A 23,597-nucleotide genomic window follows, 5' to 3' on the forward strand; every position below is an offset into this window, starting at 1 on the left:
TACCGAGCCAGATGGATACGGGGCTGCTTTGCCTCGCTGTGGGAGTGTTGCTGTTTGGAACGGCTGCAAAAGCTACTCGCTCGCGCCGGCGTCGCTTCCCGTCGCGCCGCCGAACAACTGATCGTGCAGGGACGGGTGACGGTCGACGGGACAGTAGTGAACCAGTTGGGGAGCAAGGCGGATCCGGCGACTAGCGAGATCGCGGTGGACGGAAAGCTTATCACCCTCGCTGAGCGCGTCTACGCCCTGATGCTCAACAAGCCTGCCGGCTACCTGTCCACCCGCGAGGATGACCGTGAGCGACGAACCGTAATGGACTTCGTCGACCCCTCCTTGCGCTCGCTCTTGTACCCCGTGGGGCGTCTCGACTTCAACAGCACCGGCCTCATCCTGCTGACGAATGATGGGCCCCTGGCCTTCCGCCTCATGCACCCCTCGTACCATGTTCCGAAGACCTACCTGGTAACGGCGAGTGCACCACTCAAGGAAGCGGAAGTCGAGGCCCTGCGCGCCGGTGTTGAACTGGAGGATGGGCCGACGGCGCCGGCCGAGGTGACCGTCCATCCGACGCAGCCTTGCTGGTTGACGATTGTGCTCCGTGAGGGCCGCAAGCGGCAGATCCGGCGGATGCTCCATGCCGTCGGCCATGAGGTCGAGAAGCTGCATCGTGTGGCTCTCGGGCCTCTGTCTCTGGGCGATCTGGAGCCCGGGCAGATACGTCCGCTAACGGCCGCCGAAATGAAAGCCCTGCGTGCCGCCGTCGACCTGGAACCATGAAAAAGCAGGATCGGCAACTCCCCTCGGTATCGCCGTGGATAGTGTGGCCGGCCGTCGTCCTCGCGACGGCGACCGGCCTTGCTGCTGCCCTCCTCCTGTGGCTGAAGCTCCTGCCTCTGGGCGACCCGTTGCTCTGGATCTGGAAGCAGCGCGAGACCCTTCAGTTGCCCTTCCCGTGGACTGTCCCCGCTGTGGTAGTCCTCCTGGTGATTGCGCTCCTGGCGCTCGACACACTCCGGTCCGGCAAGTCTCCTCGTGGCTCCACCTGTGCCTGGATGGTCGTCTGCCTGACGGTGGCCACGGGCACGCTCATGACCACCATGATCACTGACGAGCCGGAGTACCCCGTTCGCGCCGCGGCGTCGATCCTCGGATACATGTCTATGGGCTACTACCAGGAGGCCACGCGGGTAGTCGATGTGCGCCAGTACCTGGCCGACGTGCCCGGTCGCACCACCTTCCTGAAGGTGCCGGAGCGTGTCGGCACACACCCACCGGGACCGGTCCTGCTGTTCCGGGCCGCACGCGAGTGGCTACTGAGTCACCCCGTCACCGTCTCTCGCCTCGAAGGTCTGCTGCAGAACTGGTCCGGCGGGAATAACCTGCGCAACGTCCTGAACATCGCCCAGCAGTTCGCCGGGCTCAACGTGACCCAGCAGGACCTGGTCATGGCCTACTGGACCGGCGTGCTGCTCACCTTTGTCGCCCCGCTGGTGGTGCCCCTGGCCTTCGCGCTGGGAGCCCTGGCGGCAGATCTCCGGGTCGGCCTGGCTTCGGCCACTCTCGCCACGGCGGTCCCCGCGATCCTGTGCTTCGACCCTTCGGTGGATGCGCTCTCTGCGGTCGTGGCCTGTGGGGTGCTTGCGCTGGGGATGTGGTCTCTGCGCTCCTGGTCGGGAATCGCCGGACTGCTCGCCGGTGCGCTGCTGATGGTCGGCATGTTCTGGACCTTCGGCCTGATGGCCCTGGCGGCGGTGCTTCTGGTGCAGTGGCTGCTGGCCCTGCGCGGACAGAGCGTGCCCTCGGGTCGCCTCCAGCGCCTGGCACCGGTGATTGGTGCCGCCCTCGGGATGGTGCTGGTCGGTGTCGCCGAGTTCGTCCTCCTATCCTACAATCCCGTGACCAGCATGTCTCAGTCAATGGCGCTGCAGCGCTTCCTGATGAGCACGCGATCCTACCTGTCCTCGGTCCCGTGGAACCTGTACGATGTGGTGCTCTTCGCCGGTCCGGCGCTGGTGGTCATGGCGGCCTGGGGAACGGTTCTGGCACACAGGGGCGAGGCCCTTCAGCCCCGTGTCGCCGCCCTGGGGATCGGTCTGGCGGTCACCTTCCTGCTGCTCCTCCTGGGAGGGCAGACCCGGGGCGAAGTGGGCCGCATCTGGGGCTTTCTGATGGTGCCCCTGGTCGTGCCGGCATCAATCCCAATCCTTGGACTTCGCGAGTGGGGCCTGATGTCGGCCGGCACGCTGGTCCTGGCCGCTCAGTTGGCACTTGTGGTGTCGCTCAATTGCTGCCTGAGGCTGGTGTCCCTCTGGTGAGACGCGGAAGTGTCCTCGACGCCTGGTGCGGGTCGGCCGCGCGCTATGAAGTCGCCCGGCTCATCACGGAGGGCGGCTTCGAGGCCTATGCGGTCGGTGGCGCAGTGCGCGATGCACTGATGGGCCGGGACCCTCACGACTGGGACCTGCTTGCCCCTCAGGCGGCGCGGCTTGCCCGGCATCTGGCGGCTCATCTGCGGGCCACCCTCGTCACCTTGCACCCCGATCCACCGACCTTCCGCCTGGTCTTCGATCCGCACGGCGAGGCCCGTGAAGAGATCGACCTGTGCGCACCCCGGGGCGCTTCCCTGCGAGAGGACCTTCTCGCGCGCGACTTCACGATCAACAGCATCGCCTGGCGCATCGGCACCGATGAGGAGGCCATCCTCGATCCTGCGGAGGGCGCCGCCGACATCAAGGCTCGTGTGGTGCGTGCGAACTCCCTCGATGTCCTGCGACGCGACCCTCTGCGCTGCCTGCGGGCCTTCCGCCTGGCGGCGGAGTTGCGCTTCTCCATCGAGCCGGAGACGATGGAATGGATTGTCGGGGCCGCCGAGGGAGTTGAGAAGGTGGCGGGCGAACGTCTTGGCACCGAGTTCGTGCGGCTGGTCGCGCAGCCCGGCCTGGCATACTGGCTCCAGCAGGTTGATTCCGCCGGCGTGCTGGAGCGATTCCTGCCCGAGTTCCCCTTGCTCAAGGGCGTCGAGCAGGGCGGGTACCACCATCTCGACGTCTGGGGCCACACGCTTCTCGTCGTGGATGACCTGGAGTGCATCCTCAACGGGCCGGAGAGTGTCTTCCCGACCAGCGCGGACATGGTGGGCGAGTACTGCGCGAACGCACAGCGGGTGCTGCGCCTGAAGCTGGCGGCGCTGTTCCATGACATCGCCAAGCCTCAGTCCCGTGCCATCGTCGAGGGCCGTGTGCGGTTCATCGGCCACGAGACGCTGGGCATGGCGATGGTCACCGACATCGCCGGACGCCTCCACCTGCCGCGCGATGTCCGTCACACGCTTTCCGCCCTGACGCACTGGCACATGCGGCCCATCATGCTTGTTGACCAGACGAGCGAGCCCTCCGTGAGTGCCGTCCGCAGGCTCCTTCGGGACTGTGATCCTGATGGCGTCGGCGTTGTGGTCCTGGCGGCCGCCGATCTGCTGGCCTGTCGCGGACCGGCCACGGATCCCGCCGAGCAGTGGCAACGTTTGCGAACCCTCGACCACATGCTGGCCGACTACCGGGACTGGAGCCGGGGTCAGCAGTTCCAACCTCTCCTGCGGGGCCGCGATCTGGTGCAGGAGTTGGGGCTCGAGCCGGGGCCTCAGTTCTCTGTACTTCTGAACGCTATCGAGCAGGCGCAACTGGAGGGAACGGTCCGCACTCGAGAGGAAGCCCTGGAGATGGCTCGGAGGCTGCTGCGCGATGGCATCTAGGCCCACACACCTCCCCCGGACAGTGGCATGCCTGCTCGTCCTCCTTGGGGCGGCGCTGCTCCTTGCCTCGCCGGCCCGGGCTCAGACCGCCACCTTCCGCGTCCTCCGACAGGGAGCGACCTGGGTCGCCTTCCAATGGGACTCGGTGGCGACGGTGCACCAGATCAGCTACCGCGAACGCCAGAAGGGCCGACGACTCGGCTCCTGGCGGCAGACCGGCAAGCTGACCGGCTATGCCTACTCCGTCATCAACCTCAAGCCGAGCACCACCTACGAATTCGTCCTCCATCCGCAGGCAGCACCTGGAGAGGCAGCGCCTGCCGACCTGCGTCCGGTTGCCCTTCGAGCCACCACCAGCCCCGAGGAGCCCATGACGGTAGCGGGTCTGCAGTTGCACCCTCCGAGGCAGTTGGGGGACTCGCAGGTCGCCACAACCTGCGCCTGTCTTGAGGCCTATGAGGGACGGCTGTACGTGCTGGAGGTCAGGGGCAAGGAGCTGTGGCTGACACAGGTCGACCCGACACACCTGAAGGTCGTGTGGAGCTCGCAGCTCCTCTTCCCGGTGGACGATACTCCGCCCGAGCTGGGGGGCGCTGACCTGTGCGTGTTCGACGACAAGCTGTGGATGACCTGGGAGGTGTGCCCGACGGGTGCCGATGCTGCGGACGCGACCCAGTGGCGGCAGCGCCTGGCCTACTACGACCTCGGTGGCGACAACAACAAGCCCGAGCCGAGTCGCCTCAGCGCTCTGATGCAGATCGAGCCGCCGAGAGTCGCCGGACGCAGGGGTATCCGCGGCGGGAGCCTCGCGCCCTTTCTGGATCAGCTATGGGTCTCGTGGACCGAGACCTACCAGGATGCAGCGGGTCGGCCACGGTCACGGCTGTGGGTGGGTGCCTATGACCCGCGCCAGGGGATGGTGCCCGACCCGATTCCCTGGATGAGCTGCCCGACCGCCTTCCCGCAGTCCCCGTCCATCGCCAGGTTCCAGGGCGACCTGCTGCTCCTCTTCACCGATGGCGAAGCGGTCGAGAAGGCCCCGGGCTCGGGACCGCTGATGGCGGCCCGGTTCGACGGCAAGCGGTTCTACGACTCCCGCGTGCTCCGACGGCTTGGCACGAACCTGTGCGGACGCGGCATCCAGTACTTCGATCGCTTCTACCTGCTGTACCAGTCCGACGCGAACTATCCGGCCGCCGGTGGTGCCTTCTTCGATCTGGCCCTGGGGCGGCTTCCTGCCCAGACGGCAGGCGTCGATCCCGGTCGTGATGCCTTCCTGTCCGCCATCCCCTATGTGGCCGACATGAAGCAGAATCGCAGCCCGGACGTGACTGCACTGGACGACTCCCTCTATGCGGTCTGGGCGAAGCTGGACGGACCGACCGCACCGGGCAGTACCCCTCGCTTCCTCGGAACCTGGCTGGGCAAAGTCACCTGGTCCGCTCTATCACCCGAGGAAAGCTAACCCCACAGCTACCCCTTCTCATCGACCTTTCCGCCTTGTTGTTTACAAAGGGTCTCAAAAAAGGCAGGACTAGATGCGCCTGATGGGGAACAACATAAGGGAGTGCTTGTGGCTGGGCTATCCGGCGCCTGCACCAGATCCTCCACTTGTGGGGTGAGACTCAATGCGATCACGCGGCTTCACCTTGATCGAGCTCTTGGTCGTCATTGCGATCATCGCCATTTTGGCGGCGATCCTGTTTCCCGTCTTCGCCCGGGCGCGTGAAAAGGCGCGCCAGACCTCCTGTACCAGCAACCTCAAACAGTATGCTCTTGCTGCGCTGATGTATGCGCAGGACTACGACGAACGCATGGTTCCTCGCTACTACCGGTATGACCCGGCGGTAGCCGGAGGCCCGAACTGGTGCGACAACCTGCTCGTGCCCTACACCAAGAACCTCCAGCTTCGGAACTGCCCGAGCACCAATGCCAAATCCTATGGCTATAACCTCGACTACCTGAACTGGCAGCCCCTGGCAAACATCCTGTCTCCTTCCGAGACCGTCATGATCTGCGACGTCAAGATGTGCGCCAATGCCGGTGCCAACCCGAGCTGGAGCGTCAGCGTCCACAAGCCCTCGGACCTCGGGAGCCCTCTGCCGGTGCCCGCGACCGACGAGGACGCCAACCCGTGCCCCGGGGACCCGAACGACTGTGCACGCGCCCGCGGGGTTCATAACGGCGGCTGCAACATCGCCTTCGTAGACGGGCACGTCAAGTGGATGAAGACCGGCTCCTTCTACTACAGCCAGAACCCAACCGACAAGTGGTTCGACCGCAACTGAGCCTCTTGTCGAGGTTCGAGGCGAGGATACCATTCACTTGTGCAACGGCCCCTGCGAAGGGGCCGTTGCCTTTGTCCGGCCGCTCTTGCCACGGCACGCAAAAGGGCCCGTGCAGATTGCACGGGCCCTTTCAATTCACGGCTGAGAGACCATCGAACTCAGAAGCTGGTGACGGCGTGCTCCACGACCCGGAAGACCACTTCGCCCTCGGCGTCGACGTCTGCGATGATCTCGCCTCTCTCGCCTGGAGGCATGCCCAGCACTCGCTCCGCCAGCGGGTCCTCGATGATCCGCCGGATGGCCCGGCGCAGCGGCCGTGCACCCATCGTGGGATCGTAGCCTTCCTTCACCAGCAGGTCCTTGACGCCGTCGGTTACTGCCAGCGTCAGACCCTTGGCTGCGAGCCCCTCCTGCACCGTGTGAAGCTGTAGGTCCACGATGCGGCGAATGTCCTCTTCGCTCAGGGCGTGGAAGACGACGACGTCATCGAGACGGTTGAGGAACTCGGGGCTGAAGGTGCGCTTGAGCTCGTCGGTAACCTTGATCTTCATCCGCTCGTAGTCGCGCATCCGGGCGCTGCTCGATCGCTCGCGCTCTTCGGTGGTGAAGCCGATGCTCCGGTTCTCGCTGATCATCCGGGCGCCGACGTTGCTGGTCATGATGATGACGGCGTTCTTGAAGTTGACCACGCGGCCCTGGCTGTCGGTGAGGCGGCCGTCCTCCATGATCTGCAGGAGGATGTGGAACACGTCGGGATGGGCCTTCTCGATCTCGTCGAAGAGAACCACGCAGTAGGGCCGTCGCCGCACCTGCTCGGAGAGCTGCCCGCTCTCCTCATAGCCCACATAGCCCGGAGGTGCGCCGATGAGTCGGGAGACCGCGAACTTCTCCATGTATTCGGACATGTCGATGCGAATGACGGCGTCTTCGTCGCCGAACAGGAACTTGGCCAGCACACGCGCCAGGTAGGTCTTGCCAACACCCGTCGGCCCCAGGAACATGAAGGAGCCGGTCGGACGCTTGGCGTCCTGGATGCCCGCACGGGCTCTCCGCACGGCCCGGCAGACTGTCTGGATTGCGTCGTCCTGGCTCACGATGAACTCGTGCAGCGCGTCCTCCATCCGCAGCAGCCGCTCGGACTCCTCTTCCGACAGCGCAGTCACCGGTACGCCGGTCCAGGTGGAGACGACCTCGGCGATATCCTCCCGGTAGACGCGAGGAAGGTCGACCTGCTTGCTCTCCCAGACGCCTCCGGGGAGACGCTCACCCTCGGCCTGGTCGCGCAGCCGCCGTGGCGGCAGCAGATCGTCCTCGTGGCCCTCAAACAGGCTCGTGTCAGTCGCGGCCGATGGTGCATAGTCCTGCGAAGCCTCGCGTTCCTTGTGGGCGCGAAGCTTCACCCGTGAGCCTGCCTCGTCGATCAGGTCGATGGCCTTGTCGGGCAGCGACCGGTCGCTGATGTAGCGCACCGCAAGATCGACGGCGGCATCCAGGGCGTCGTCATCGTAGACCACGTCATGGAACTCGGCGTAGCGGTCGAGGATCCCGCGCAGGATATCCAGCGACTCCTCGGGGGTCGGCTCGTTGACCATCACCGGCTGGAAGCGACGCTCCAGGGACGGGGTCTTCTCGACATACTTGCGGTACTCGTCCAGCGTGGTGGCGCCGATGCACTGCATCTCGCCTCGTGCCAGCGCGGGCTTGAGGATGTTGGAGGCATCCATCGCGCCTTCGGCAGCGCCGGTGCCGACGATGGTGTGGAGCTCATCCAGGAAGACGATGATCTGCCCCTGGGCCGCCCGAATCTCCTCCATCACGCGCTTCATCCGCTCTTCGAACTCGCCGCGGTACTTCGTGCCGGCCACGAGACTGGCCAGGTCAAGCGCCACCAGACGGCGGTTGTTGAGCAGATCGGGAACGTCGCGCTCGGCGATGCGCTGGGCGAGCCCCTCGGCGATGGCCGTCTTGCCCACACCGGCTTCTCCGATGAGGCAGGGGTTGTTCTTCGTGCGCCGGCACAGGATCTGGATGACCCGCTCCATTTCCTTCTCACGGCCGACGATCGGGTCAAGCTCGCCCTCGCGGGCCAGGGAGGTCAAGTCGCGGCTATAGTGGTCCAGATTCGGGGTCTTGCTCTTCTTCTGGGGCTCGCGCTCTCCCTGACGCCCATTATGGGAGGCGAGACGCTGGCTGGCCATCTCGGCGACAATATGACGGACCTGCGCCAGGTCGGCGCCGTAGTTGCGCAGGAGCCGGTAGGCAGGGCCCTTGCCCAGTCGCAGCAGACCCAAGAGCAGGTGCTCAGTTCCAATATAGGGATCGCCCAGGGTCCGCGCCTCGGCGTAGGCGAGTTGGATGACCTGCTGGGCTTCCGGTGTGAAGGCTAGCTCGTTGTTGACCTCACCACCGCGACCAACTTCCATCTGCTGATCGAGGTCTGCACGGAGACGGTCAACATTGGCGCCAAGGTGCGCAAGCGCCTCGACGGCATTCCCCTCGCCCAGCCTCAAGAGCCCGAGCAGCAGGTGCTCGGTCCCGATGAGCTGGACATGAGTTCGCGTCGCCTCGGAGTGCGCGAGCAACACGGCGCGCCGAGCACGACTCGTGAAACGTTGCCACATTTCCATGGAGCGACGAACCCTCCTGTTATCCCACCACGCGGTTCAGATTCTTCTCGCGACCCACACAGCCTGCACCTGAAACTGTGTTATATAACGTTTCCCCGAGGCGAGGAGGTTCCGCCCTGGGACCAGTCCCCGGGGCCGCGTCTCCACGGCCCCAGGTTGTCCCACCAGATCTGCCGTGGCAAGGCCTCTCTGCAACCTGCATGCCCGGCCCGGCGGGAGCTCGCTACTACTTTATCGGCGTCCCTTCGGCATACGTGAGTTCCTGGTACCGCTTCCTTAGACGCTGGGTGATCGGTCCTGGTTTCCCGTTTGCGATGGGTCTGCCGTCAACCTTAACACCCGGCACAACCTCGGCCGCCGTGCCCGTGATGAAGAACTCGTCGGCGTTGTACAGGTCATGGAGCCGGAACATCTCCTCGCGCACCTCAAGCCCCTCGGCCTCGGCGAGCTCCATGATGGTCATGCGGGTGATGCCACCCAGGTTACCAAGGTGCAGCGGCGGGACGATCAGAGCGTTGCCCTTGACGATGAACAGATTGTCGCCCGTGCATTCTGATACATACCCATCCGCGGTCAACATAATGCCTTCCGGCACGCCTGCCTGGATGGTTTCGATCTTGGCCAGGATGTTGTTCAGGTAGTTGAGCGACTTCATGGCCGGATCGAGGGTCTGCGGGGAGTTCCGGCGGGTCGAGCAGGTGATGAGCTCGAGACCCTTCTGGTAGAACTCCTCCGGGTACATCTGGATCGACGCCGCGATGACGAAGATCGTCGGCGTGGTGCACTTGCGAGGGTCAAGACCCAGATCGCCGTCGCCGCGGGTGACTACCAGGCGAATGTAGGCGTCGGTGAGGTTGTTGGCGGCGCAGGTGTCGCAGACCGCCTTGCACATCTCTTCCTTGGAGATCGGGATGTTGATCATGAGCGTATGTGCTCCGGCGTAGAGCCGGTCAATGTGCTGTTCGAGCCGGAACACGCGGCCGTTGTAGGCCCTGATCCCCTCGAACACGCCGTCGCCATACAGCACTCCGTGATCGAACACGGACACCGTCGCCTGCTCCTGCGGAACAAGCTTCCCGTTCAGGTAGATCATGAGAGACATCCGAAAAACCACCTATCGCAGCGGCATAGTAAGCTCCCGGGCGCGCCCCGGTGTGCTTGTAGTGATTGGATTTCAAAGTATAGCACAGGGGGTTGCCACACGCAAAGGAGGGCTCCGCGGTGGCACTCCTTGCTTGCGGCAAGCCCTGCGCCTTCTTCGTTGCTGTCCGTATCGTCCCCGCGGCAGACTGCGATAAGGTGCCTACCGGGCAGCGCCGTAAAGGGTGCATACGAGGTCGGCGGCGGCCACTCCATCGGCCGCTTCGCCTTCCACGGTCAGGTCGTTCAGCCGTCGGATCGTGGGCACTCGTGACGCGCCCTCTGCCTGCTGGAGCGTCTGGAACCGCATCCTGAGGCGGATCGGGCCTTCCGGGCAGTACGGTGCGACCTCGGCTCGGCGCTCCAGGGCCAGCTTGACCCCGTCGCGGATCCGCTGGTGAGCTTCCGCGAGTGCCAGCAGCCTGATGCACTGACGGCCGTAGGCGCTCTTCACTGCTGCCGTCCCCATCCTCGGGCTGATGACCCGCAGGACCTCCTGGCACAGCGCCTCGTCACCGCTGGCGAAGACCAGGGGGACGCCGAAGCGGCCGGCATGGGCTGCGCTGATGGCGCTCTCGCCGACCTCGACGTCGTTGTACCATAGGCGGCGCACTACCCCTGTCATGGTGTGGGCGATCGTGCCGCCGGGTGTCAGGGACTTGGCATGGTAGCCGATGAGCAAGGCCGCATCGAAGGTCTCGTCGATGCCCTCCATCATGCGACCGGTAGCGGTCCAGCCCTGGATCACCTCGGCCGGCCCCGGCATCTTCTCGGGCAGCAGATTGTTGGCGGTTCCGTGGGCATCCCGCACGACGATCTGCGTCGCACCGGCGGCCAGCGCACCTTCGACCGCCGCATTGACGTCGGCCGTCATGAGTTCGCGGGCACGCCCGAAGTCGCGGTCGTCGGTCTCCGTCATGGCTGCGTTCGGGAGTCCGGAGATGCCCTCCATGTCAGCGGAGATGAATACCTTCATATTGTGCCTCCCACTAAGTCTCACTTCGGGAGAGGACGTAAGCGCCCCTCCGGGGAATACATCTTCCGTTCCCTGGGCCGCAGGACCTTCTGCCGCCCCCATCCAAAGTAGTTATAGGTTCCGCACCCCTTCACCTGAGCTGCGCCGCAGGCAGCACAACGGCACGGAGGCGTACAGATGACCCCGAAGCCAGTCGGTCTTCCACTGATCGTCGCCCACAGGGGTTCGCCGGTGACGCATCCCGAGAACACCCTCGTCTCCTTCCAGGCGGGCCTTGATACCGGCGCCCTCGCCGCGGAGTGTGACGTCCACTGCACCCTTGACGGTGAGGTCATTGTTCTGCACGACGACAACCTGCAGCGCGTGGCCTCCGACTCGCGCAAGGTGGCGGACATGACCCTTGCCGAGGTCAGGAAGGTCGACGTCGGCAGTTGGAAGGGCGCCCGCTTCGCCGGTGAGAAGATCCCGACCCTGCGCGAGGTCCTTGAACTGCTCCGCGGCAAGCAGCGGCTGAACATCGAGATCAAGGCCCAGGGCATCGCCCACCGTGTGGTGGAGACCGTGCGGGTTGCGAAGGCCTCCGAGTGCGTGAACCTGATCTCCTTCAGCCACGACACCTTGCGCCGGGTGCGCCAGCTCGCACCGGACCTCCCCACCGGCCTCATCTCGAGCGGAGTGCAGGAGGACACGCCGGAGGAGTGCCACAAGCTTCTTCGCAGCGCTTTCGAGCTCGGCGTGCAGTTCCTCAGCGTGCACTGGAAGGGGTTGCCCGACTCCCTAATCCACGAAGCCACACTCTCCGGCCTGACCCTCTGGTCCTGGACGCTGAACGATCCGGAGAGTGTCAGGCGGGAGGCTGCTCGAGGCGCAGCCTCCGTGACGAGCGACGATCCGGCCATGGCTCTGAAGGCGATCGCGGACCGGTAGGAAGCCGATCCGCCCTGGCCTTGGTGCGCCCGCATAACTTATGCTATACTGCTCGAAAAGACCATCTGTCCGCTGACTTCCGCGGCCCGGATTCCCCTCGCCGGGCCGACTTGTTGACATGAGGAGCGAGGATTGATGACCGAAAAGACCCTGAGTACCCTCCAGAAACTGATGTTCCACACGCCCGCCGACAAGCTCGTAACCGAGCTTAACGCGCTCCAGGCGGATCTCGCCAAGGAGTACCCGGGCGCCTGCGAGGAGCGCAAGGCTGAGATCGCCGAGACCGTCAAGGAGTGCGCCATCGACCTGCAGTCCGGTCTCGTCGACTGGAATCTGAAGTGCAGCCGCTTCTGCTCCTGCAACCCCTGCCGCGAGGTCGCCGATGACGTCCTCACGGGCGAGAGCAAGCAGTGCGTCGCCATGCTGCGCGAGTGGGGTCTCACCGACCTCGCCGCGGCCACCGAGGCCGAGATCGCCGGCGTCAAGGCCAGCAACCTGCTCAAGCTCACCCGCATGAGCCTGCGCGGCGAGTGCAACACCTACTGGGGCAACGACTACGCCTCCGGTCTGCGCGAAGCCATGCGCCGCGGCGCCGCAATGGTCACCACCAACCCGGTCCTGGTCAACACCGCTCGGACCGAGGACCCGGCCTACTGGACCCCGGTGCGCGACAAGCTGCAGCAGAAGTACCCCAACTACAGCCCGGTCGAGCTCGCCTATGCCCTGACCATTCAGGTCGTTGTCGAGAACGCCAAGCTGCTGCGCCCCATCTGGGAACTCACTGACGCCGACATGGGCTACGTCAGCCTCCAGCTCAGCCCGAAAAACGCGACTGACGCAGAGCAGATGATCAAGGAAGCCAAGTGGGTCTGGGGCCAGCTCGAGCAGGAGCTCGGCGGCGTCCCCAACTGCGTCTTCAAGGTCCCGGGCACCAAGGCCGGCATCGACGTCGCCGGAGAGCTCACAAGCTGCAAGATGGGCGTCAACGTCACCGTCAACTTCTCCCTGCCCCAGCAGATCGCTTTCGCAGGCGTCATCGAGAAGTACAGCAACACCAAGGTCAGCTACCGCACGCAGATGGACGGCCGCGTCGACGATCCGGTCGGCGACGAGCTCAAGGAGTACGTGGCCGACTGGGAAGAGGTCAAGACCTGGTGCACCACCGCCATCCGCCAGCGCGAGTACCGGCTGCTCAACTTCACGCCCCAGCGCGGCGGCCTGGGCTTCACCAAGTCCCGTCCCTTGCCGGCCTCCGGTCGCGGCCCGTGGAACATCCTGCGCTCCATCCACAATGAGCCCGAAGTCCCGCTGTGGCTCACCGTCTTCCCGAACCGTCAGGTGGAGTTCGACGCCGAACCGCGCGAGCTCGATCCCAACGGAATGTGGGCTCCGCTGCCCGCCGGGGCGCTGGACAAGCTGTACAAGTCGAAGCTCTTCCGCCAGGCCTACGAGCCGGATGGCATGACCGTCGACGAGTTCGACTCCTACCTGCCGGTCGTCAAGACCCTCACGCAGTTCAACGAGGGCTACGACACCTTCGTCAAGTGGGTCTCGGAGAAGTAGGTTCGGCACGCAACTTGCACATCTGGAGCGCAGCCTTCGTCATCGGGGGCTGCGCTCTTCGCCTCTCAGATGCCGTATCCGGCGGCCTCTGGTGTTCGTCCACCAACCGAACAAATGATTGACGTAGAAAGCCCGTTCGCATAGAATGGGCGGGCTAGTCGGTCTAGTGCCTTCCGTGTCGACGCTGTCGGCACGGAAGGCACCTTCCAAGCAGGTCCCCTCCCCATGGCCGATCACATCACCATCCGTGGCGCGCGCGAGCACAACCTGAACAACCTCAGCCTCGATCTGCCCAAGAACGCGCTGATCGTGTTCACGGGCGTCAGCGGTTCCGGCAAGTCAACACTCGCCTTCGACACCCTTTTCGCCGAGGGTCAGCGCCTGTACCTGGAGTCCCTCTCCGCCTTCGCACGCCAGTTCCTGCAGCAGCTTCCGCGTCCCCGCGTTGACCGGCTGGAGGGTCTCGCACCTGCGATCGCCATCAACCAGGCCACGCGCGGGCACAACCCTCGCTCGACCGTCGCCACCGTTACCGAGATCTACGACCATCTGCGCGTCCTCTACGCGGTCATCGGCACACCCCATTGCCCGCAGTGTGGGGTTGAGATCGGTGCCCAGAGCCGCGACTCCCTGATCGCCCAGATCCTCGAGCTACCCGCCGGGCCGCAGGTACTCGTCCTCGCTCCGCTCGTGCAGGAGCGCCGGGGTGAGTTCAAGGACCTGCTCGAGGACATGCGCCGTCGCGGGTACCTCCGAGCGCGCATCGACGGGCAGCTCTACGAGACCGGGTCCCCACCGGAGCTTGACCGCCGTCGCAAGCACACGGTCGAGATCGTGGTGGACCGTCTCACCCTGCCCCGGCAGGCAGGCGACAAGAACCGCGTGCCGGCTTCCTTCCGGGCGCGAGTGGCCGAAGCCGTCGAGGCCGCTCTGGAGCTCTCCGAGGGCGATCTGATCTTGTCTCGCGAGGGGCAGGAGGATCGGCTGCTGAGCACACGCTTCGCCTGCGTGAAATGCGGGATCAGCTTCTCCGAGCCCACGCACGCCAGCTTCTCCTTCAACAGTCCGCAGGGGATGTGTCCGGAGTGTCAGGGTCTCGGCGTCACCCGCACGATGGACCCCGACTTGCTGGTCGCCCATCCGGAGCTGTCGCTCCTGGACGGCGCAATCCCCCTGCTGCCGTCGCTGTCAAATATCTACCGTCGCCATTGGTACGAGGGCGTTGCCACGCACTACGGCTTTTCCCTCGACACTCCCTGGCGCGACCTCACCGACCGGCAGCGCGAAGTCTTGCTCTATGGGTCGGGGACCGAGCGCGTCCCGTACCTGTACAAGAATCCGCGCTTCTCCTGGGAATGGCGTCATGCAGAGCCCTGGTGGGGGATCATCCCGGAGATGATGCGCCGCCTCAACCGTCTCAAGGCCCAGGCGTTGCGGGACAAGTATGAAGCGACCTTACGCCGTGGGCGTTGTCCGGTCTGCCGGGGCAAGCGTCTCAAGCCCGAGAGCCTGGCCGTGACCCTCGGCGGTCTGTCCATCTCCGACCTGTGCGAGATGACCGTCGACGACGCTGCTGCCTTCTTCGAGAACCTGAAGCTGAGCACCAGCCAGTCCAAGATCGCTGAGGATGCCCTCAAGGAGATCCGCGACCGCCTTTCCTTCCTCCAGTTTGTCGGTCTGCAGTACCTGAATCTGGACCGCTCGGCGCCGACGCTCTCGGGCGGCGAATCCCAGCGCATCAGGCTGGCGAGCCAGGTCGGCAGTGGCCTCGTCGACTGCCTCTATGTCCTCGATGAGCCCAGCATCGGCCTGCACTACCGCGACCAGGGGCGACTGCTCGACACCTTGCTGCACCTGCGCGACCTCGACAACACCATCATCGTCGTCGAGCACGATGAGCAGACGATTCTAACCGCCGACCTGGTCGTCGACTTCGGCCCGGGAGCAGGGGAGAAGGGTGGCGAGGTCGTTGCGATGGGCTCACCCGCCGAGGTGAAGCGCTCGTCGCAGTCGCTAACCGGCCAGTATCTCGCCGGGAAGCGCAGCGTGGAGATTCCCGACCGGCGGCGACGAGGCAACGGGAAGCGACTGGTCGTCCGCGGAGCCCGACAGAACAACCTCAAGGGCATCGACGTTGCCTTCCCGCTGGGCTGCCTGGTCTGCATCACAGGGGTCTCAGGTTCGGGGAAGAGCTCGCTGGTCAGCGACATCCTCTACCCGGCGCTGGCGCAGCATCTCCACGGAGCCGAGACCGACGTCGGCGCTCACGACTCCCTGGAGGGCCTGGACCTGCTGCAAAAGGTCATCGTCATCGACCAGGACCCCATCGGTCGAACCCCGCGCAGTAACCCGGCGACCTACACCAAGGTCTTCGACGCGATTCGCGATCTCTACGCGAACCTGCCGACTTCGCGGGCACGTGGGTACAAGCCGGGACGGTTCAGTTTCAATGTGGAGGAGGGGCGCTGCCCGAACTGCGAGGGCCACGGGGCGGTCCGGCTCGAATCCGACTTCATGGCCGACGTGTGGGTCACCTGCGAGGTCTGTCAGGGCGAACGCTTCGACCGCGAAACCCTCAGCATCGAGTTCAAGGGTCACGGCATCGCCGATGTCCTCGACATGGAGGTCACCGAGGCCCTCGAGCTGTTCGCCAACTTCCCGCGCATCCACCACATCCTCAAGACCCTCGAGAGTGTGGGCCTGGGGTACATCAAGCTCGGGCAACCGGCGACGACCCTCTCCGGCGGCGAGGCACAGCGCATCAAGCTCGCCAAGGAGCTAAGCCGTCCCGGCGGCGAAGGCTGCATCTACATCCTGGATGAGCCCACGACCGGGCTGCACTTCGAGGATGTCCGCAAGCTGCTCGAGGTCCTGCAGCGGTTCGTCGATGCCGGCAGCACCGTTGTCGTCGTCGAGCACCACCCCGATGTCATCAAGTGTGCCGATCACGTCATTGACCTCGGCCCTGAGGGCGGTGCAGGAGGCGGTCGGATTGTCGCCGAGGGCACTCCAGAGGAGATCGCTGCCTCCGAGGGTTCCTATACCGGCGCCATGCTGCGCGAGGTGCTGGGCGGTTCCGGGGTCCACGCTTCACCGCATCACCATCATCGGCGGGCCCAGCGCGAGCGAACCGAAGCGATCACCGTCCGCGGCGCTCGTGAGCACAACCTCAAGAACCTGGACCTCAGCATCCCGCGCCACAAGCTCTCGGTGCTCTCCGGAGTCAGTGGCTCGGGCAAGACCTCGCTGGCGATGGACACCGTCTACGCCGAGGGGCAGCGCCGCTATGTCGAGTCGCTGTCCTCCTACGTCCGCCAGTTCGTCAACCAGATGCCCAGGCCCAAGGTTGACCGCGTTGCCGGGCTGTCACCGGGCGTTGCCATCGAGCAGCACAACACGGTTCGCACGCCGCGCTCTACCGTCGGGACCGAGACGCAGATCTACGACTACCTGCGGGTTCTGTACGCTCGCCTGGGCACGCCGCATTGCCCGGGGTGCGGCGAGCCCCTCAGCGCCCGGACCGTTGATAGCGTGGTGGAGGAGGTCTTGACCTCCTTCGCTGACGAGTGGGTGCTGCTGCTATCGCCGCTCAAGCCCTCGGGCAACGAGGAGTACGATGATCTCTTTGCCCGGGCTCAGCGAGATGGCTGGCGACGAGTTCGCCTTGATGGCGAGGTGCATGAGCTACCGGTACAGGTCCACATTGACCGGCGGCGGCGGCACCACGTCGAGCTGGTGGTAGACCGCCTTCAGGTCTCGCCGGAGCGACGCTCCCGACTGGCCGAGGCCGTCGAGCGGGCCTTCGCCCTCTCGAACGGTGAGGTCATCGTGAGCCTCGGCGACCAGCAGGGCGAAGTCGACGACCTGCGCCTGTCGCGCGACTTCGGCTGCCCCCGTTGCGGAACCAGCTACTCGGAACTGACCCCGCGCAGCTTCTCCTTCAACCACTGGGAGGGCTGGTGTCCGACCTGCGAGGGCCTTGGTACTCAGCGCGGTCTCGATCCCGAGGTCATGGTACCCGATGACCGCCTCTCGATCCGTGAGGGTGCGGTGAGCGTCTGGCAACACCTCCCGGCGGGCGGCCTGATGGAGCAGACCCTTGAGGCCCTTGCCCGGCAGGGCGGCTTCTCTCTCGACCAGCCCTATTCGACCCTTACCGAAGCCCAGCGCCGGATGCTGCTGTGGGGTGCGGACGAGGAGCTGACGGTGACGCCGACCCTCAAGGTCCGGTTCACCGGCCTCGCGCCCGGCATTGAGAGCGCCTCCAACCTCAGCCACTACTTCCGCCGGCAGTTCGCCCGGGCGCTGGGCGACTTGCCCTGTCCGGCCTGCCACGGCGGACGCATCAACCCGCAGGCGGCCGCGGTTCGATTCCGGGGCAAGACCCTCGTCGAGTTGTGCGAGCTGCCGCTGGAGGAGTCCTGCCGCTTCATGGCCGACGTGGTCCTCGATGCCGCAGAGCAATCCCGGGCCGAGGACGTTCTGGAGGAAATCCAGTCGCGACTCCGGTTCCTGGTCGAGGTCGGTCTGGACTACGTGTCCCTCCATCGGCCTGCGCCGTCGCTCTCCGGCGGCGAGTCTCAGCGCGTCAAGGTCGCCGGGCAACTCGGAGCCCGCCTGACGGGTGTCATGTACGTGCTCGACGAGCCGACCGTGGGCCTTCACCCCCGAGACAACGACCGGATGCTCGGCGCCCTGGATCGACTGCGCGACTTGGGCAACACCGTGATGGTGGTCGAGCACGACCGGCAGACCCTTGAGCATGCCGATCACATCATCGACTTCGGCCCGGGTGCCGGTCCCGCGGGTGGTCGAGTGGTAGCGACCGGTTCGCCGAGTGCGCTCAGCCGCTCGAAGCGCTCCTTGACCGGCGCCCTCCTGCGGCATGAGTTGGCGGTTCCCGTTCCCGAGGAGCGGCGGCCACTACCCAGCCGCCTGCCGCCTGCGCAGAGTCTGGAGACCGATGGCGAGGCGGTGGAGACAGTCTCCGGTGGACTCCGTCGACACGCCGACGGCAAGGCGCCCTATGCCTGGATCACCATTGAGGGCGCCCGCCACAACAACCTCAAGAACCTGGACGTGGACATCCCGCTCGGAGTGCTCGTGTGCGTGACAGGCCCCTCGGGTTCGGGGAAGTCCTCGCTCATCCATGACATCCTCTTCGAGGAGCTCTCTTTCCGTCTCCACGGGCGCAACACCGTGCCCGGGCACCATCGAGCGATCCACGGCCACGAGGGCCTGGATCAGATCCTCGCGATCGACCAGTCACCCATCGGCGCATCGCCACGCTCGAATCCCGCTACCTACATCGGCGTTTTCGATGCCATCCGCGAGCTGTTCGCCCTACTGCCCGAGGCGAAGGTGCGCGGCTACCGTCCGCGGCGATTCTCCTTCAACGCACCCGGCGGCCGCTGTGAGACCTGCGAGGGGATGGGCTATCGCATCGTCGAAATGCACTTCCTGCCGGACGTGTGGGTGGAGTGCGACGAGTGCCGCGGGCAGCGCTACAACCACGAGACCCTGGACATCAAGTACCGGGGCAAGAGCATCGCCGACGTGCTGAGGATGTCCGTGGATGAGGCGCTGGAGCTGTTCACCGATCTCCCGCGCCTCCGTCGCCCCTTGCAGGTGCTCTCCGACGTCGGCGTGGGGTACCTGCCTCTCGGCCAGTCCGCACCGACCCTTTCCGGCGGTGAGGCTCAGCGGGTGAAGATCGCGCGTGAGTTGGTGCACCCGACCCGGGGACGCACGCTGTACCTGCTGGATGAGCCCACCACCGGCCTGCACATGGCCGACATCCAGAAGCTGCTGGTCGTGCTGAACCGACTGGTTGATGCGGGCAACACGGTACTGGTCATCGAGCACAACATGGACGTGGTGAAGACCGCCGACTACGTCCTCGATCTGGGGCCTGAGGGCGGCGAGCGTGGCGGTTACCTCGTGGCTGCCGGCAGACCCGAGGATGTGGCGACCTGCACCGACAGCCCGACGGCGTCCTATCTGCTCCAGGCTCTTCAGACCAGCCCACGAGCCTCCCGAGCGGAGCCCAGGGAGCCGAGTGTCCGAGGTACTGCTGAGGCCGCTGGCGAAGGCGAGGGCAAGCAGCTTCCACCGGTACTTGCTCAGTCCGACGCGCAGCCGCCCTGGGAAGTGGATGGCGAGGCCTGGCACACCCGAAACCGCGTGAATGCGGTCGGCGAGAGTCCCGCCTGGCATGACGAGGCCCTGATAGAGTTCGTCCGCCAGTTCCGTGAGCTGCCCGAAGCGGAGGAACCCTACTGGGGTCACTGGGCCTCGGTGAGCTTTCGGGCTACGCGACGCAAGCCCTGGTTTGCCGCGGCCCGCACCCACCGGAAGTGGTATCTCGAGCTGAGCTTCTACGTGCCCAAGGGTCTCTTCGATGAGGAAGACCTGGCGGAGCAGTTGGCCTTGCAGCACTGGGAGGAGATCGAGGGACTCGGCTTCTACTCGCGCACGCCACGGCTCCGCGTCTACACCGGTGCTCGTGGTTTCGATCGCGTCTATGTTCAGGCCCACTTCGAGCGGGACCTCAGCAGTGACGGATTCCGCAACTTCCTGCACAGGGCCTGGGAGGCTTACCTGTCCACCGGCCGCTGACCCGCCGTGACGCACTTCCGGGAGCTACGCTGTGCCTGACTTCCCCTCACGAATGTTGTTCCGACCGATCGCCTCTTGCCCGCGCCTGCGGCAGCCGATCACCCTCGACGGTGACCTATCCGACTGGGGCGACATTCCCGCGCTGCCGCCTCTGGGCGAGTTGGACGGCGAGAGGAGCTTCGCCCAGCTCTACGTGGCCTGGTCGGACGAGGGTCTGTACCTCGCCGAACGGTGCGCCAAGCCCGTCGGAACGGTGACGGTGAATCGCCGCCGACCTGCCTCGGGCGACGGTCTGCAGGTCTGGATCGACACCCGGGCGGCGCAGACAGCCCACCGAGCCTCGCGTTTCTGTCATCATTTCGTCCTCTTGCCGCGAGGGGGAGGGCTCGGTCGCGGCGAACCGGTTGCCTGGCAGGCGAACCTGCGCCGGGCTCGTGAGCGGCCGCCACTGTGTGACCCCTCACAGATCCGCGTAGCTTCGCGGGTCGAGGGCGATTCCTACTGCCTGGAAGTGCTGCTGCCGACGCACATCCTGAACGGTTTCGAGCCCCGCGCCGGGGAGCGGATTGGCTTCAACTATTTCGCCCATGACGTTCCCGGCGGCAAGCAGGTCTGGTCCTCGCCGCGAGCCATGCCCTTCGACACCGACCCCAGTCTGTGGGGTCTGCTGGAGCTGCAAGACTGAGCGCACACAGGTGATCCCATGAATCAGGTGCAGCTGGCGACCGTTGAAAACTGGACCCCTCATCCGCAGGCTTCCCCGCACTTCGCGCGCGAAGGCCAGGGCTACGTGACGGAGGCCAACGGAACCCGGAGCTGCTGCGGCGGCTGGCAGTTCGTCTTCAGCGGCCTGGAGCCCGGCCGGTGGTACGAGATCTCACTCGAGGCCACCTTCGCCGACCTGGCCTGTGTGCGCGATGCCCTGCTGTGTACCGCACACTGGGACCGCATGGAGGCCGGGCAAGCGCGAACCGGCTTCCGCCCCTGGGACTGGATTCTGCCCGAGTCCGCAGGCGAGGGTCGTGTTCGCTTTGCGCGGATCGTGCAGGCGCCCGAGGATGCCTCAGACCTGACCGTGCGCTGCACCTTCCGCTGGTCCACGACGGGGCTTGCCCTGTGGTCGGAGCCGAAGGTCACCCTTGCTGAGGACAGACCTGCCTCCAAGCCGGTGCGGGTCGCCGTGGTCACGGGCCATGCCAATGCGCGACCCCGACCGGTGGAGTCCCTGCAGACTAACATAGACTTCTACGGCAACCTCTGCCGCCAGGCCTGCGAGGAGGTCTCGCCTGATCTGATCGCCTTGCCGGAGATCGCGCTCCAGTGGGGCCTTCCTGGCAGCAGCCTCGATCTTGCGGTGCCGCTGACGAGCCCCGAAGTGCAGGCCTTCGGCAGTATCGCCCGCGCCTTCCACACCCGCATCGTCCTGGGGATGTACGAGCGCGATGGCGACGCCGTGTTCAACAGCGCCGTGCTGCTTGGCCCCGACGGGAAGGTCGAGGGAACCTATCACAAGGTGCATCTGGCCGTGGGTGGTGAGGCGGAGTCCGGGCTGATGCCCGGCGATGGCTTCCCTGTCGTCGACACGGAGCTGGGCCGGATCGGCTTCAACATCTGCATGGATAGCTCGGACGCTGAGTCCTCCCGCATGGTCGGCTTGATGGGCGCCGACTTCCTCGTGCTGCCGATCATGGGCGACCACCGGGCTGATCGCTGGCGTCCCGGTCCGCCAACCTTCGGCGAGAGTCGCTGGCAGGCGATCATGCGCACCCACGCCATGGACAACCAGCTCTGCATGGTCGTCGCTCGCAACACCGCGGTCGCAAGCTGCGTCATCGACCGCAAGGGCGACATCCTCGCCTGGAACGAGGGCGACCGCGACTACGTGTGGTGCGATGTGAGCCTCGCCGACGGCTATCGCACCTGGAACGGTGGCTGCTTCGCCGACGTGAACTGGATGCAGCGCCGTCCGCACCTGTACGGGGCCTTCACTGACGAGGCCAACCAGGGGAGTCTGCGTCGCGCCACTCGCTAAGTCCTGTGCTCGCCTTACGGCCGGTAAGCGGTGCCCTCGATGTAGCAGTCGCCGGCCTCGTCGTTGTAGTAGTAGGCCGTGAAGACGCGGCCGTCGGCAAGCTGGAGGCTGTAGGGATAGCCCAGGTCAGCGTGCCCGGCCCCATGGCGGAAGACGATCTCGTGGGCCAAGTCCCAGGTCCGCCCTTCGTCCTTGCTCAGGCAAGCTCGAACGCCGAAGGGCTGCCGACGGTAACCGTAGGACATCAGCAGGCGGCCATCGGCGAGGCGGCACAACTGCTGCGGGAAGCCCCATACCGGGGTTCGTCGCGGCCAGCCCCAGGTTCGCCCGCCATCCGCAGAAGCAGCTTGCCAGACCCAGCCACCGTACTCGACGCGCAGCGAGCAGATTGCCCGGCCGTCCGGGAGTAGGATCAGGTTCGGCTCATCCCACACCTCGGTCTTGTCCGCCTGGGGCTGGCCTGGGCTGTAGCACACCTCCGAAAAGCGCGTCCAGGTCTTGCCGACATCCTCGCTGCGCCACACAGACACGACGTTGGCGCCGTCTCGCCCCGCATCACCGACCCAGTAGAGTGCGCCATCCGGTCCCTGCACCGGTCCACGCGGACTGAAGGTCGGTGCCCGCTGCGCCCCAGACCAGGTCTTGCCGTCATCGGTGGAGACCATCGTCCAGTTCCCGCTGTACTTGTTCCAGCCCTCCTTCTCCATGTTCGCCGTCTCTTCGGGATACTTCGCACGTAGCCCCGGAACCGCCCGCCAGCTATCCCAGGTGCAGAAGCTCGCGACCAGTGTGCCGTCGCGCAGGCACAGAACCGCCGGGTCACGGTCATCAGAGGGCGAGTCGTAGAGCACCTCCCTGGGCGACCAGGTCTTGCCCAGATCGGTGGAGCGCGTGATCACGATTCGACCCCGCGGGCACACGTGCGCATCGCCCTCACGGGCCACCACAAGCAGGTCTCCCTGCGTCGTCTGCGCTACCCCGGGGAAGGCGAAATGCCGGCCCTTCTCGGCGAGGATGCTGACACGCTCCGTCGGCACCAGTGCCTTCTGCTCTGTCATCACCTGCGGCACGAACTTGAGGTACTGCACGTAGATCGGCTTGCCGAGGGAGTGGAGCACGATCTTCTCCCCGGCCATCGGAACTTCGGCCTTCCAGTGGAATTCGAAGTCGTAGTGCTTCGTCGGCGTCGCCGCCGGGGCGGTGATGATGGTGAACTCCTTCTCACTGGACAGGCGGATGCCGAAGGTCATCGTCGGGTCGACCGCACGCAGTCCCAGGTAGAGGTCGCAGACCTCCGTGCGGCCCGGATCGAGGGTGAGATCGGGCGGCAGCCCGCGGGCATTCAGCAGGTCCGGCGTCCAGTTCGGATGCCGCAGAGTCCAGCAGTCCTTCGGTAGCTCGCCACCGGTGGTGCCCGGCTCTGGGGCCCTGGCGACTGCTTCGGCAGGCGTTCCGCTCGCGAAGTCAGACCACAGGATGGGCTCGCCGGCAACGGTGGCCTTGAAGCTCTCCTCCTGCAACCCGCTGTCCTGCGCCCAGGTGACTCCGACGCAGAGCAGACTGAGGGACAGCAGTGAGATCAGCAGATGGCCGAAGCAGTTCATGTGCGCACTCCCGTGCGACCGTTTTCGCTGGACGACTCGGTGGTCGTTGGCACGTCTGGCACACAGAAACTGCC

Annotated in this window: 14 protein-coding genes and 1 pseudogene; 11 read left to right on the forward strand and 4 right to left on the reverse strand. The window is 65.6% G+C overall.

Going from position 1 to position 23,597, the window contains the following annotated elements:
• Window positions 1-54 precede the first annotated feature (54 nt).
• The 6 genes and pseudogenes from ABFE16_07595 to ABFE16_07620 all read left to right on the forward strand — a co-directional run bounded on the left by ABFE16_07595 (window position 55) and on the right by ABFE16_07620 (window position 6,036).
• Window positions 55-122: pseudogene (locus ABFE16_07595) on the forward strand (S4 domain-containing protein).
• An 82-nt stretch (window positions 123-204) separates the two neighbouring features.
• Window positions 205-777 carry a pseudouridine synthase gene (locus ABFE16_07600; protein ID MEN6345156.1) on the forward strand — a complete coding sequence of 191 codons (573 nt, stop codon included), beginning with the start codon at window positions 205-207 and terminating at the stop codon, window positions 775-777.
• Window positions 774-2,315 (forward strand): hypothetical protein, encoded by a 1,542-nt coding sequence (locus tag ABFE16_07605; GenBank protein ID MEN6345157.1) that lies wholly within the window; start codon window positions 774-776, stop codon window positions 2,313-2,315. Before ABFE16_07600 ends, ABFE16_07605 begins: the two co-directional genes overlap by 4 nt.
• A complete protein-coding gene (locus tag ABFE16_07610) occupies window positions 2,312-3,748 on the forward strand; it encodes an HD domain-containing protein (protein MEN6345158.1) in 1,437 nt (478 codons plus the stop codon). Before ABFE16_07605 ends, ABFE16_07610 begins: the two co-directional genes overlap by 4 nt.
• Window positions 3,738-5,213 (forward strand): hypothetical protein, encoded by a 1,476-nt coding sequence (locus ABFE16_07615; protein MEN6345159.1) that lies wholly within the window; start codon window positions 3,738-3,740, stop codon window positions 5,211-5,213. The genes ABFE16_07610 and ABFE16_07615 overlap by 11 nt, the downstream gene beginning before the upstream one ends.
• A gap of 163 nt (window positions 5,214-5,376) precedes the next feature.
• A complete protein-coding gene (locus ABFE16_07620) occupies window positions 5,377-6,036 on the forward strand; it encodes a DUF1559 domain-containing protein (GenBank protein MEN6345160.1) in 660 nt (219 codons plus the stop codon).
• A 158-nt stretch (window positions 6,037-6,194) separates the two neighbouring features.
• Here the strand turns inward: ABFE16_07620 and ABFE16_07625 are convergent, their stop codons facing one another.
• The 3 genes from ABFE16_07625 to ABFE16_07635 form a co-directional block, all read right to left on the reverse strand.
• Window positions 6,195-8,663, reverse strand: coding sequence for an ATP-dependent Clp protease ATP-binding subunit (locus tag ABFE16_07625; protein ID MEN6345161.1), 2,469 nt, complete (start codon window positions 8,661-8,663; stop codon window positions 6,195-6,197).
• Window positions 8,664-8,889: 226 nt separating this feature from the next.
• Window positions 8,890-9,765 carry a branched-chain-amino-acid transaminase gene (ilvE, locus tag ABFE16_07630; protein MEN6345162.1) on the reverse strand — a complete coding sequence of 292 codons (876 nt, stop codon included), beginning with the start codon at window positions 9,763-9,765 and terminating at the stop codon, window positions 8,890-8,892.
• 201 nt (window positions 9,766-9,966) lie between these two features.
• Window positions 9,967-10,779, reverse strand: coding sequence for a M55 family metallopeptidase (locus ABFE16_07635; GenBank protein MEN6345163.1), 813 nt, complete (start codon window positions 10,777-10,779; stop codon window positions 9,967-9,969).
• 177 nt (window positions 10,780-10,956) lie between these two features.
• Here ABFE16_07635 and ABFE16_07640 point away from each other — a divergent pair, with 177 nt between their 5' ends.
• The 5 genes from ABFE16_07640 (at window position 10,957) to ABFE16_07660 (ending at window position 21,919) form a co-directional block, all read left to right on the forward strand.
• Complete coding sequence (locus ABFE16_07640) at window positions 10,957-11,706, forward strand: glycerophosphodiester phosphodiesterase family protein (GenBank protein MEN6345164.1); 750 nt, start codon at window positions 10,957-10,959, stop codon at window positions 11,704-11,706.
• A gap of 135 nt (window positions 11,707-11,841) precedes the next feature.
• A complete protein-coding gene (locus ABFE16_07645) occupies window positions 11,842-13,269 on the forward strand; it encodes a transaldolase family protein (GenBank protein ID MEN6345165.1) in 1,428 nt (475 codons plus the stop codon).
• A 225-nt stretch (window positions 13,270-13,494) separates the two neighbouring features.
• The gene (uvrA, locus tag ABFE16_07650) at window positions 13,495-19,887 is read left to right on the forward strand and encodes an excinuclease ABC subunit UvrA (GenBank protein MEN6345166.1); all 6,393 of its coding nucleotides are present in this window, start codon (window positions 13,495-13,497) and stop codon (window positions 19,885-19,887) included.
• A 31-nt stretch (window positions 19,888-19,918) separates the two neighbouring features.
• A complete protein-coding gene (locus ABFE16_07655; GenBank protein MEN6345167.1) occupies window positions 19,919-20,572 on the forward strand; it encodes a hypothetical protein in 654 nt (217 codons plus the stop codon).
• A gap of 18 nt (window positions 20,573-20,590) precedes the next feature.
• Window positions 20,591-21,919 carry a carbon-nitrogen hydrolase family protein gene (locus ABFE16_07660; GenBank protein MEN6345168.1) on the forward strand — a complete coding sequence of 443 codons (1,329 nt, stop codon included), beginning with the start codon at window positions 20,591-20,593 and terminating at the stop codon, window positions 21,917-21,919.
• Between the two features lie 14 nt (window positions 21,920-21,933).
• Here ABFE16_07660 and ABFE16_07665 read toward each other — a convergent pair whose 3' ends face one another.
• The gene (locus tag ABFE16_07665; GenBank protein ID MEN6345169.1) at window positions 21,934-23,523 is read right to left on the reverse strand and encodes a sialidase family protein; all 1,590 of its coding nucleotides are present in this window, start codon (window positions 23,521-23,523) and stop codon (window positions 21,934-21,936) included.
• Between the last annotated feature and the right edge of the window lie 74 nt (window positions 23,524-23,597).

The organism is Armatimonadia bacterium, from assembly GCA_039679385.1.
In the GTDB taxonomy this organism is placed as follows: Bacteria; Armatimonadota; Zipacnadia; order Zipacnadales; family JABUFB01; genus JAJFTQ01.